The 11,219-nt window shown below is 59.0% G+C and carries 16 protein-coding genes; 11 read left to right on the top strand and 5 right to left on the bottom strand.

Going from position 1 to position 11,219, the window contains the following annotated elements; translation table 11 throughout:
- Positions 1-187 precede the first annotated feature (187 nt).
- From H663_RS37465 to H663_RS37435, 7 genes are all read left to right on the top strand, one after another.
- A complete protein-coding gene (locus tag H663_RS37465) occupies positions 188-1,276 on the top strand; it encodes an alkene reductase (RefSeq protein ID WP_053169118.1) in 1,089 nt (362 codons plus the stop codon).
- Positions 1,277-1,489: 213 nt separating this feature from the next.
- Entirely contained in the window at positions 1,490-1,729 is a 240-nt protein-coding gene (locus H663_RS37460) for a FitA-like ribbon-helix-helix domain-containing protein (protein WP_053169120.1), read from the top strand.
- The gene (locus H663_RS37455; RefSeq protein WP_053169122.1) at positions 1,726-2,151 is read left to right on the top strand and encodes a type II toxin-antitoxin system VapC family toxin; all 426 of its coding nucleotides are present in this window, start codon (positions 1,726-1,728) and stop codon (positions 2,149-2,151) included. The genes H663_RS37460 and H663_RS37455 overlap by 4 nt, the downstream gene beginning before the upstream one ends.
- Before the next feature lie 17 nt (positions 2,152-2,168).
- Entirely contained in the window at positions 2,169-2,837 is a 669-nt protein-coding gene (locus H663_RS37450) for a metallophosphoesterase family protein (protein WP_053169124.1), read from the top strand.
- 251 nt (positions 2,838-3,088) lie between these two features.
- On the top strand, positions 3,089-4,342 hold the full coding sequence (locus H663_RS37445; protein WP_053169127.1) for a DUF6088 family protein: 1,254 nt from the start codon (positions 3,089-3,091) through the stop codon (positions 4,340-4,342).
- A 103-nt stretch (positions 4,343-4,445) separates the two neighbouring features.
- Entirely contained in the window at positions 4,446-4,685 is a 240-nt protein-coding gene (locus tag H663_RS37440; protein ID WP_053169129.1) for a ribbon-helix-helix domain-containing protein, read from the top strand.
- A complete protein-coding gene (locus H663_RS37435; protein WP_053169131.1) occupies positions 4,685-5,104 on the top strand; it encodes a putative toxin-antitoxin system toxin component, PIN family in 420 nt (139 codons plus the stop codon). Before H663_RS37440 ends, H663_RS37435 begins: the two co-directional genes overlap by 1 nt.
- A gap of 182 nt (positions 5,105-5,286) precedes the next feature.
- On the opposite strand, the gene H663_RS37425 is transcribed toward H663_RS37435, so the two are convergent.
- Together H663_RS37425 and H663_RS41720 are read right to left on the bottom strand one after the other, a co-directional pair.
- Entirely contained in the window at positions 5,287-5,880 is a 594-nt protein-coding gene (locus H663_RS37425; protein WP_053169133.1) for a DUF6088 family protein, read from the bottom strand.
- 49 nt (positions 5,881-5,929) lie between these two features.
- Entirely contained in the window at positions 5,930-6,070 is a 141-nt protein-coding gene (locus H663_RS41720) for a hypothetical protein (protein ID WP_165803945.1), read from the bottom strand.
- A gap of 3 nt (positions 6,071-6,073) precedes the next feature.
- Here H663_RS41720 and H663_RS37420 point away from each other — a divergent pair, with 3 nt between their 5' ends.
- The gene (locus H663_RS37420; protein WP_240620562.1) at positions 6,074-6,469 is read left to right on the top strand and encodes a type II toxin-antitoxin system RelE/ParE family toxin; all 396 of its coding nucleotides are present in this window, start codon (positions 6,074-6,076) and stop codon (positions 6,467-6,469) included.
- A 4-nt stretch (positions 6,470-6,473) separates the two neighbouring features.
- Positions 6,474-6,794, top strand: coding sequence for a helix-turn-helix domain-containing transcriptional regulator (locus H663_RS37415; protein ID WP_053169137.1), 321 nt, complete (start codon positions 6,474-6,476; stop codon positions 6,792-6,794).
- Between the two features lie 29 nt (positions 6,795-6,823).
- On the opposite strand, the gene H663_RS37410 is transcribed toward H663_RS37415, so the two are convergent.
- From H663_RS37410 to H663_RS37400, 3 genes are read right to left on the bottom strand one after another with little or no spacing between them, the layout of a single operon-like run.
- On the bottom strand, positions 6,824-7,903 hold the full coding sequence (locus H663_RS37410) for a tetratricopeptide repeat protein (RefSeq protein ID WP_053169139.1): 1,080 nt from the start codon (positions 7,901-7,903) through the stop codon (positions 6,824-6,826).
- The gene (locus H663_RS37405; RefSeq protein ID WP_053169142.1) at positions 7,900-8,664 is read right to left on the bottom strand and encodes a hypothetical protein; all 765 of its coding nucleotides are present in this window, start codon (positions 8,662-8,664) and stop codon (positions 7,900-7,902) included. Before H663_RS37405 ends, H663_RS37410 begins: the two co-directional genes overlap by 4 nt.
- Before the next feature lie 43 nt (positions 8,665-8,707).
- Complete coding sequence (locus tag H663_RS37400; protein WP_053169143.1) at positions 8,708-9,202, bottom strand: chlororespiratory reduction 6 domain-containing protein; 495 nt, start codon at positions 9,200-9,202, stop codon at positions 8,708-8,710.
- Between the two features lie 161 nt (positions 9,203-9,363).
- Here H663_RS37400 and H663_RS37395 point away from each other — a divergent pair, with 161 nt between their 5' ends.
- On the top strand, positions 9,364-9,615 hold the full coding sequence (locus H663_RS37395) for an antitoxin (RefSeq protein ID WP_053169146.1): 252 nt from the start codon (positions 9,364-9,366) through the stop codon (positions 9,613-9,615).
- Between the two features lie 560 nt (positions 9,616-10,175).
- A complete protein-coding gene (locus H663_RS37385) occupies positions 10,176-10,952 on the top strand; it encodes an HNH endonuclease (protein ID WP_053169150.1) in 777 nt (258 codons plus the stop codon).
- The last annotated feature ends 267 nt before the right edge of the window (positions 10,953-11,219 follow it).

The following is an 11,219-nucleotide window of genomic DNA, read 5'->3' as shown; positions in this document are numbered from 1 at the left end:
CCAGCAGGGCTTAGCGCCCACAAGGTGCAAGATTGAAGCCACCCTGCAGACTTCACAGGGCCGGATCGTTAAGTCAGGGCTGAAACCACCGACTGTAGTCATGTGTCGTGTTCGTGCAGATAAGCGCTTTCATCACCACTCATAATCAGCAGATTCGCTCCAACCCCTTGCATCAGCAAGCCCACACATGACCGACACCTTGGCCCAACTTTTTCAACCCACCCGCATCGGCGACATCGAGATGGCCAACCGCGTGGTCATGGCCCCGCTAACCCGTTGCCGCGCTGACGAAGCCGCGGGCGACATTCCCGGCAGCGCCATGAACATCGAGTACTACCGCCAGCGCAGCAACGCAGGCCTGATCATCAGCGAAGGCACGCAGGTTTCGCCCGGGGGCAAAGGCTATATGGCAACACCCGGCATTTACTCGGATGCGCAGGTTGAAGGCTGGAAACCCATCACCCAGGCCGTGCATGCAGCGGGCGGCAAAATCGTGGCGCAAATCTGGCATGTGGGCCGCATCAGCCACCCCGACCTGACTGGCGGCGTTGAACCCATCGCGCCCTCGGCCGTGGCCGCCAAGGTGATGGCCTACGGCCGCAACGGCAAAGTGCCCGCTCCCGTGCCACACGCCTTGACAGAGGACGAAATCAAGCAAGTTGTCCAGCAATACCGCCAAGGCGCGGCGAATGCCATCCGGGCCGGTTTTGACGGCGTGGAAATCCATGGCGCCAACGGCTATTTGATCGACCAGTTCTTGCGCGAGAGCACCAACTTGCGCACCGACGGCTATGGCGGCTCGCCCCAAAACCGCATCCGCTTTGCACTCGAAGTTGTGGACGCTGTGGCCGCCGAAATCGGCGCAGGCCGCACCGGCATCCGCCTGTCGCCCGTCTCGCCCGCCAACGACTCGGCCGAGAGCAATCCGCAATCCGTGTTCGGCCCATTGGTCGAAGCGCTCAGCCAACGCGGCATCGCCTTCATCCACTTTGTCGAGGGCGCCACTGGTGGCCCGCGTGATCTGCCAGGCTTTGACTTTGCTTGGGCACGTCAAACCTTCAAAGGCGCCTACATCGCCAACAACGGCTACACCCGCGACATGGCCATCGACGCCATTGATTCTGGCCGCGCCGACGCCGTGGCCTTTGGTCGCGCCTACATCTCCAACCCCGACCTGGTGCAACGCCTCAAAGCCAACGCCCCATTGGTCAAAGCGAACTCCAGCACCTTTTACGCGCCGGGGCCTGAGGGGTACATCGACTATCCAGCGATGTGAGGCGGCGGCTACAACCCCGAAATGCCTGCACGCTGATGCTGATCAGTGGTAATCCTGCTCTCGCTGATGCCGCCCTGCAAACGCAGGCCCTTGCGACCTGACCGGTTTTGACTTTGCGAGAGAACGCATGCAGGCGAGATGCATCAACACCCTGAAATTGATATCAAAATATAGCCAGTGATATCATGCAAGCCAAATCAAGGAGACTTGGCCATGTCATCCATCACGATCCGCAACTTGCCCGAAGAAACCCACAGAGCCCTGCGTCTGCGCGCCTCATTGGCAGGCCGCAGCACAGAGGCCGAAGTGCGCGCCATTCTGGAACAAGCCGCACGACCGGTGGGGCGCATCCAACTGGGATCGCTGCTGGCCGAAATTGGTCAACAAGCTGGCGGCTTTGATTTGAATCTTGAGCGCGACAAAACACCCGCTGCGCCCATGAGGTTTGAATGATCTTGCTCGACACCAACGTCATCTCTGAGCCACTGAAACTGTCAGCAGATACAGGCGTTTTGGCGTGGATCGACGCGCAATCCATCGACACCCTGTACCTGTCCGCCATCAGCCTGGCCGAATTGCGCTTTGGCATCGCGGCTCTGCCCGCGGGCAAACGCAAAGAAACCCTGCACCACGGTTTGGAGCAACGCATCCTGCCCTTGTTTGCAGAGCGCATCCTGCCTTTTGACGCCGCCGCATCGCAAACCTACGCGGACCTACTTTCAGCAGCCCGCGCACAAGGCAAAGCCATTTCAAATCCTGACTGTTACATCGCCGCCACCGCTAAGCGCCATGGCTTCATGGTGGCCACGCGCGACGCCAGCCCGTTTGAAGCGGCGGGCGTCACCGTGATCAACCCCTGGACAGTTCAGCACTGACTGACAGTGGCGCACACATGAACGGCCCCATCCTCTTTTGCGGCGACCCGCACGGCCAGTGGCAGCACATCATCGATGAGGCGCTGCAAACCGATGCTCGCGCCGTCATCCTGCTGGGCGACCTGGAGCCGGCCCGGCCGCTGCACATCGAGCTGGAAGCGATTTGGGAGCGCGTCTGGTTCATCCACGGCAACCACGACACCGACCATGCGGACAACTTTGGCAACGTGTGGCACCCCGAGGTGAGCGAGCGGCAGCTGCACGGCCGCGTCGTCACGCTGCCATGCGGCACGCGCATCGCCGGGCTGGGCGGCGTGTTTCGCGGCGCGGTGTGGTACCCCAAAGACCAGCAAGCGCCCAAGTTTCGCAACCGCGATGACCACGCCCGCGTCACCCCGCGCCAAGACCGCTGGCAAGGCAGCGTGCACCTCAAGCACTGGTCCAGCATCTACCCCGACGAAGTCGAACAACTGGCCACGCTACAGGCTGACATCCTCATCACCCACGAAGCCCCCGGCTACCACGAGCACGGATTTCATGAGCTGGACGAACTGGCCCGCCGCATGGGCGTGCGCATGACGGTGCATGGCCATCAGCACGACTGCATCGACAGCAGCGCGCGCTGGGCTGATCAGGGGTTTGAAAGTTATGGGGTGGGGCTGCGGGGGTTGATGGTGTGGCCTTGACCTGCCGCCTATTGAGCCGGCCAGTTGAAGTTTGAAATGTGCGCCATGCCATCTCGTAGGTCGGCGGCTTCAGCCCCGACATGCAGCCTGCGCAGAAGCCATGTTGGGGCTGAAGCCGCCGACCTACAAAATCTTCAAGCATTGAAAACTTTATAGGGCCGAATCAATAGCTTCTCGTCCGTCCTCTGCCCTCACAATCCAGCGCCGCCTAAATAATTGACATTGTTTGAAAAACGTTAATAATTTCTGACATGCAAACATCTGAAAAGATCAGGCAAGCCATCGCCGACAAGCCCCTAGGGGCCGTCTTCTCCAGTGCTGACTTTTTGTCGGTGGGGACTCGCGCAGCCGTTGACCAGGCGCTCATTCGGATGATGAAGGCAGGGACCATTGAGCGGGTCGCCAGAGGGCTGTATGTCACAGCGGGCCAGCGTGTGGATGCACAATCCATTGCCCATGCAATGGCGCAAAAGACGGGGGAGAAAGTAGGGCTTGCGCCAGCCGGAGGAGCAGAAGACCTGCTGGTGGTGCCCACTTCGGGTCTGTCGCGCACCGTCCAGGCTGCTGGGCACACCGTGCAATTTCGCCGCATGAGTCAAAGGAAAATCCAGCTTGCGGCCAGCCCCATTGGCAGGATCTTGCTTGAGCTGTGGACCCGGGGAATGCAAAACCTCACAACGCTGGATATCCAGCGTGCCACGGGTGACTGGGCAGAAGGAGAAATGGACAACTACGCCGCGCTGATCCCCGCGTGGCTGCGCACCGTCATTCACCAAGCCAACGCGACACGCAAGTCCATCAAGATCGGTTTGTCTGGCGCTTATGACTGGTCAAACCCCAACATCAAGGACGATGTGTTGATCGGCCATGTGCTCGAAAAGCACAAGTTCGAGGATGTGGCCCGGTTGTGCTTTTACTACGGCGCCCCCAAAGTCAAACGCGTTTTCAAGCGGCGTGCATTTGAGCCCATGACCAGCGCCAGCGTGAGCAGGATGCTGAGCAACATCATCAAAGGCTTGCGAACAGCAAAGGCACAAGCCATTGAGGATGACCTGATTGACGGCGCCAAGGTCACGTTTCATTCCCGCAATGAAAGCGATCGGCCCAAGGCGCAGATTGCGTACTTAAAGACCGCCCCCAAGGTGACGGTTTCTGAGGGAGGCTTTGATGTGCTGAGCGTTGAAGGGCTTCTTGTCATGAAAAGCCTCGTCGTTTATGACCGCGTGAAGTCTCGTGATCTCTACGATTTGATGGTCCTCACCAGAGACCATGGCTACACACTCGACGACATTTTTTTGGCCATCAACAGCTATCAGCCCATCAGAAACAAAGACCCCGAACACTTCAAGAGCGTGGTCACGGGCGTGATCCCACTCGACAAAAATGATGAAGGTTTTGCCAGCATCCAGCTGAATGTGAAGATGGCTGACATTTACAAGTACTTCAAAAAGCTGATCAACGACTACGAAATCAGGGCCGTCCAGCAAATGCGGCCAAGCTCTTGAACATTGACGGGGCCGCTTCGTCACCACTGCGCTGCGGAACACCCATTTCATGGTATTTGCATTTGATGTATAAACACTTACACACCCAAACACTGGAGAAATCATGGACTCAGTTCGCTGGAACATTGCTGTTTCGCCTGACACCGACCAATCCGTTCGCATGTTCATTGCCGCGCAAGGCGGTGGGCGCAAGGGTGACTTGTCACGCTTCATTGAGGAGGCTGTGCGCTCATACCTTCTTGAAAAGGCAGTCGAGCAAGCCAAATCTGCAAGCAAAGGTATGGACGAGTCCGAATTGAACGCTCTCATTGACGAGGCAGTGCAATGGGCGCGTAAGCATTGATGCGGGTCATTTTGGACACCAATGTGCTTCTGGGTGCACTGATCTCGCCTTACGGACCACCTGATGTCATTTATCGGGCATGGCGTGCAGCCAGATTCGAGCTGGTGACCTCTACCGCTCAGCTTGAAGAGCTGCGTCGCGTGAGCCGCTACCCAAAACTCAAGGCCATCCTGCCAGCCCACCGCGTTGGCACCATGGTCAACAACATGCAGCGTGCCATTGTGATCGTCAATTTACCTCCGCCCCCGGATGACATGGACCTGAATGATCCAGACGATGCTTTTCTGCTTTCCATGGCATTGGCGAGTGAGGCCGATTACTTGGTGACCGGCGACCGACGCGCAGGCCTGCTTCAGCGAGGTAGCGCTGGCCGAACACGCATCGTGGCCCCTGCCACTTTCTGCGCCGAGGCTCTTTAAGGAGCTGATGGATGATTTTCTTGACCTGCCTTGAGGAGGCTGGAATTGGATGACCATCTCGCAAGAGGACTGGAACCATTTCCCAAATGTCTTTTTCAAGCAAATGGGGCGGCCGGCCCGTGGCCGCTGCGGCAACTTCGAGTGCTTCGGCTTGATCTGCGCGGCTCAACGCGAACCAGGGCTCAGCCACCAGGCACCTCACTGACCGCCTTGGCCATCCAGCTGGGTAACAGGTTTCTGGCACCGCGCATGGCGGCCCACTCTTGGGTCTCCAACACGCCATGCAGCGTCTGCAATGCAGCGGGCGCTTGGTCTGGCCCCAGCCACAAAAGCGCACGAATGGCTTGGCCTGCAGGGCGTTTGCCCATGGACATTTGCCAACGGTTGCCGTGTTTGAGTTCCACCACGCGATGACCCAAATGCAGGCGACGTGATGGCCCTGTCGTCAGAAAAATCTCTTTGATCGGCACCTGAGTCGTTAGACCCAAGGCATTGGCCTCGGCTGCGCCGCTGGGCACCACCACTTCACCGCTGGCCGCTTCAATCGCCTCGACAACGGATTCGGTGGAAGGCGGGCGCACACCAAATCGACCCTGCACAGGCAGGGCGTACACGCCACGCCCCACCCTCAAAAGCAGCCCCTCTTTGGTCAAACGGGTGAGCGTTTGGTCAATGGCGGCCCGAGTCCCCAGGTGAAGGAATTCCTTGGGCGACAGCAAGCCCCCCTCTGGCAGGGATTGGGCGACTGACAAAACAGCTTGCGCAAGTTGACTCATGGGTTGGCCTCAATTTGTCAGAAGTATATGAGAGTTTCTGACAAAACGCCTATTCTTCTGACGGCGCAATCAAAGCCACCAGCCCCATGCTCATGGCCTCCAGCTCGTGCTCAGGAAAACCGTGCTGGTCGAACAGCGCGTTCATGCCTGCAAAGGCCTGGTTCAAAAAGCCGGGCAGCAGCGCCGCCACTGAATGGAAACACCATTGGTAACAAATGCGTTACCATTAAGCATGTCGATCAAGGTCCAAGAGTACATCCGCGAGGATGCATCCATCCCCTACAAACAATGGTTTGACTCCCTATCGGCGCAGGCCGCCGCCAAAGTGACCGTGGCCAAGCTGCGTATGGAGCTTGGCAATACATCCAGCATCAAGTGGTTTGATGGCATGGGTGAGTACGTCATTGACTGGGGGCCAGGTTATCGAATTTATCTCGCCAAAGACGGTGACACGCTCATCGTTCTTTTTGGCGGAGGAACCAAGCGTGGTCAGCAACGGGACATCGACAAAGCCAAGGAATTATTGTCCGAGTACAAGGCCCGAAAAAAAGCAATTCACGCCAACACAAGCAGCAAGCACAAGAGGTAACCCCATGGCACTGACCAGAAACTTCAAAGACACTGTCGTCGAGCGCGTTCAGAGCGACGCATCTTTTGCACAGGCACTCCTGGATGAAGCCGCCACTTTGTTTCTTAACGGCGAACCCGAAACAGCCCGGCTCATTTTGCGAGACCTGGTCAACGCCACCATGGGCTTTGAGCAACTGGCCGCATTGACGGCCAAGCCCAGCAAAAGCCTGCACCGGATGCTTTCGCCTAAAGGCAATCCCAGCATGGACAACCTCGCGGCCATTTTCAGGGCCGTGCGCGAGAGGCTTCAGGTCAGCCTGTCTGCGCATTCGATTGCGGCTTAGAGCCTGAGCAAGCCACAGTCACCCAGGATTCAACGCCCTTTGTAAGCCTTCAAAGCCATCGCATATTCCTTCGAAAAATCCGCCCCCAGGTCCGCAGTCGGGTCCACCCGCTGGAAGGCCGCGTACATGATGGCCAGCAGATGCAGGCCTGAGAACTCGCCCGGCAAACTCTTGAGCGTGTATTGCTTGGCTGGGTTGTTGATGTCCAGCCCAGACTGACCCTTCAAGGCGATTTCGAGGGCGATGCGCTGCATGTCTTTGGGGCCGACTTTGTCGAAGGTGCGCAGCGCATCGGTCATGTAGGCCAACACGTCCAGCCGCAGGCCACCGACAGCGCCCTCTTGCAGGCCCTTGTGCGCCAGGCGCGTGCGGGCTTTTTCGGCCTGCTCCACCACGGGCGATGTGGGGTGCTCCTTGATGATCCGATTGAACAGACCATCGGCTTCGCGGTCGGCATCGACCGTGTCCAGGTCGGACAAGCCCAGCGCCAAGCCGTAAATGCTTTGCGGGTCATCGGGCATCAGGGCCAGCGCATTGCGCAGGTAGGCCACGCCCTCTGCCGGGCGCTTCATGGCCAGCAACATGCCGCCCAGGTTGCGCTGTGTGTAAGCGTCTTTCGGGTTGAGGCGCAGCGCTTCGGTGAAAGCCTCTAAAGCCTGCTCCGGCTTGCGCATGCGGTGGTACGCGTTGCCAATGCCAATCCACGAATGCGCGTGCTTCGGGTCCAGCTGCACGGCCCTTTTCAGGCGAATGATCGCCTCGTCGAACTGGCCCAACTCGCTGTAGCAAAGCCCCAAGTTGTAGAGCACGGCGGCATTGTCCGGCTCGTCCTTGTTGACCGCTTCCAGGTAAGGCACGGCCTCGGCCAGCTTGCCCGCCTTGAGCTTGGGCATGATCATGTCCAGCGCATCCGCATCACGCGGGTATGTCATCACGCCAATCTCGACATCGTCCACCGTGACGATGGCGTTTTGACCGCTGGCCGCGTACTCGGCCGCGAAGTGCACCGTAACCGCCATCTTGAAAGCCTCAGAGCCAATCTGCCTCGCATCGGCGGGCAGCAGGTTCAGGTCGAAGCGGTGCAGGGGAATCTTGAATTCGGAAATCATGAGAGGATTTTGTAAGGACGCCAGGCGTACCAGGACGACACGCCCAGCGCTTGCGCCCAGGCATCAATAAGGGCGCGGTCGTGCTCGGGGCCTGTGGGCACGGCCGCGCCCGCATCGCGCAAAACTTCGCCCATGCCCAACACACCAGCGGCCCGGTAGGCAATGGCATAAATGCCGGTGCCCAGCAGCTGGTCGGCCAACAAGGCATAAGCCGCAGGCATGCCCAGCAAAGGCACGGGCACCGTCAAGCGGCCCATGGCCATGGACAAGAGCCGCAGGTTTTCTTGCTGGATGAAGTCCATGCCTTCGCGCTGCAAATCGCGCAAAGCCGGGAACTCGTCATGCAGCCACTGGTCCACCCGCATGCCCACCGGGTAAGACAGCAAGGTCATCAAGGCCCATTGCTCGATCTGGTGCGCGAACATGGGCACGCGCTCCAGGTCGGCAGCGGGCAGCGCCTGCCCACTGGTCAACAAGGTGGCGGCCTGCTCTGTGCCATCGCCCGTGTCCACGAAATCGAAACGCTGGTCGGGCGGCAAAGCAAAAAAGCGCAAGGCAAAGCCGCACTGGTAAGCGACCCAATAGTCCAGCGGCCCACTGCCCGGCCGGTACCGCAGCACATGGGCGGCGGCACCGTGGCGGGCTTTCTGGAGAGTGGCTTGAATGCTGAGCGAACTGTCAGGCTGAAATTCGACGGGACACCCGCTGAGGGCTTCGACCCGCTGCACGATGCCCAGTGTCTCTGGGCGTAGATTTTTCATGGGGTGATTATCGGGGCTTTGAAAGCGGACGGACAAGGCCGCATCACTCAGACGGCGCAATCAAAGCCACCAGCCCCATGCTCATGGCCTCCAGCTCGTGCTCAGGAAAACCGTGCTGGTCGAACAGCGCGTTCATGCCTGCAAAGGCCTGGTTCAAAAAGCCGGGCAGCAGCGCCGGATCGATGAGCACCGCGCCACGGCCGGGAAACTCCACGCCGCAGCAGCACGAACCCAAAATCTTGATGCTGTCGTCCACCTGGTTCAAAAAGAAACCCCAATACGGCCACTGAGCGGCCAGCCGCTTGAGGAAGTGGCGCACCTCGGGAATGTCCACCAGCTCACGCGGGTCGTGGTTGTAGCCGTCCACCACCAGACTCATCTGCCCCCGGTAGAGCCAAGCGTCTTCACGCGTGGCGGTAAACACCTTGAGTGAATCCAGCACCGAAGCCAGATCTTGTTGCTCCACCTGCCGCCTGGAAATCAACAGGACAACAGGGTCGGTCACGCCTTTGCGCAGGTCAAGTCGGGGTGGGGTCATGGGCGGGTATTTTGATTCCATTTGCAACAAGAGCGCCGAACTTTTTTAACGCACAACAACCATCGAGACGCCACAATCGACTTGGCCATGACCGCCCAGACAGGCCATTTGCATCAGAAAACAGCACGCTCAGGCACAGACCACCCACAAGAAGGCCCACCATGTCACACACCGCCAAACTCTTCACCAGCGGCCGCAGCCAAGCGGTGCGGCTACCGGCCGCCTACCGCTTCGACACACCGGAAGTGTTCATCCGCCAAGACCCGGTCACAGGCGATGTCATCCTCTCGCGACGGCCCAACGACTGGAGCGGCTTTTTGGCCGCTGTAGAAAAAGCGCAAGTGCCCGAAGACTTTTTGAGCACCGACGAGCGATTGACGCATGGCCACACGGGCACGTCAATTTCTGGTTGAAGACTGGGGTGCGTCCTAGAGCCTGAACAACCCACCGTCACCCAGGCAAAGCCCTGGTACACAAAGCCCCGCCCCGTTCGTAAGCTGAGCGCCTTTGCAACAAGGAGGCGATATGCCCAACAACGCACAAGCAGTCGATGCACCCGTTTACGGCATACGGCCCCAAAAACCCGGCATGTATTTGGGCTTGTTTCATGGCCGTGACACGCCCAACCAAGTCATGAACGACTGGGGTTTTGATGGCCCCGCCCTTGGTCCGCTCCAACACGTTCACACCATCTACGCTTGCAGCGTGAATCTCCAGTTCACCAGCCCGAGCGATGCCCACTTGCTCACCGGCAACAACGACACGTTTTTGGAACTGCAAATGGACGGTGACCTGCTCTGCTTTGACGGCAAGCTGTACGGCGATTGGACGGTCTATGTGGTGACGCCCGAAGAATGCTTCAGGCCACCCGACACCTTCCGGCAAAACACCCGCCCCAACGACTTGCGCAGGCAAGCCAAACCGATCCCGTGGGACGAGGACAGCAAATATCTGCCATCAGGGAGAACAACACATGCCACGATCCACCGACTGGACGCGCAACGAAACATTGGCGGCGTTTCACATTTACCTGCAACTGCCATTTGGGCAGCTGCACCGCAACCAACCGCGCATCGTGCAGTTGTCGCAATGGATTGGGCGCACCGCCAGCGCTGTGGCCATGAAGCTGGTCAATTTGGCCAGCCTCGACCCTCAAATTGTGGCCAGTGGCCGACGCGGCATGGGCAATGCGTCCAAGCTGGACCAACAAATTTGGAACGAATTTTTGGCGGCCAACGACCCCGTGGTGACCGAAGCGGCCACGTCCTTTGGCCACTATGCAGAACAAAACGGCCTGCCGCCCTTTGTGGACGTGCTGGACGAAGTGCCCGACATTGCAGAAGGCAAAACCAGCACGGCCACCGTGCAGGTGCGCGTCAACCAAGCCCGGTTTCGCCGCGCCATCTTGGCCAGCTACAACGCCACCTGCTGCATGAGCGGCCTGCGCGTGCCCAAGCTGCTGGTGGCCAGCCACATCGTGCCGTGGAGCATGGACACCCAAAACCGCCTGAACCCCAGCAACGGCCTGTGCATGTCGGCCTTGCACGACCGGGCGTATGACCAAGGGCTGATCACGGTGTTACCGGACTTCACCATCCGCGTGGGCGAAGCGCTGCGTCACGCCGAATTGGATCCGTTTGCACAAACCAGCTTGGCGCAATACCAAGGAAAAGCGATTCGCTTGCCTGAGCGGTTTCGGCCTGCGCCTGCGTTTTTGGAGGCGCATGCGCGGAGGTTTGGGTTTTTGTGAAAGGTTGGGCTAGCGTATTAAATGACAGTTGTGCAGCGGAAGCGGTGATCGAGTCAGACATACGGGCGGACATCAGTCGGCAACAAGCCGACGTTGCTTCAATCGCCGCAGAGACGACATTCGGTGGCATAGGGATTTGGACGTGTCCGCGCCATTCACTGCGTATGGTATGCGTAACGAGTCGATTGCTCGCAAAACTCATCAAAGAAGGCGAACTCATCGCCTGGTGAAATTGGTGTCGGATCAGTATTCGCGAGCTTCCTCACA

The organism is Limnohabitans planktonicus II-D5 (assembly GCF_001270065.2).
Classification (GTDB): domain Bacteria; phylum Pseudomonadota; class Gammaproteobacteria; order Burkholderiales; family Burkholderiaceae_C; genus Limnohabitans_A; species Limnohabitans_A planktonicus.
The sequence above is the reverse complement of the archived record's forward strand: the minus strand, read 5'-3'. Positions and strand labels throughout refer to the sequence as shown.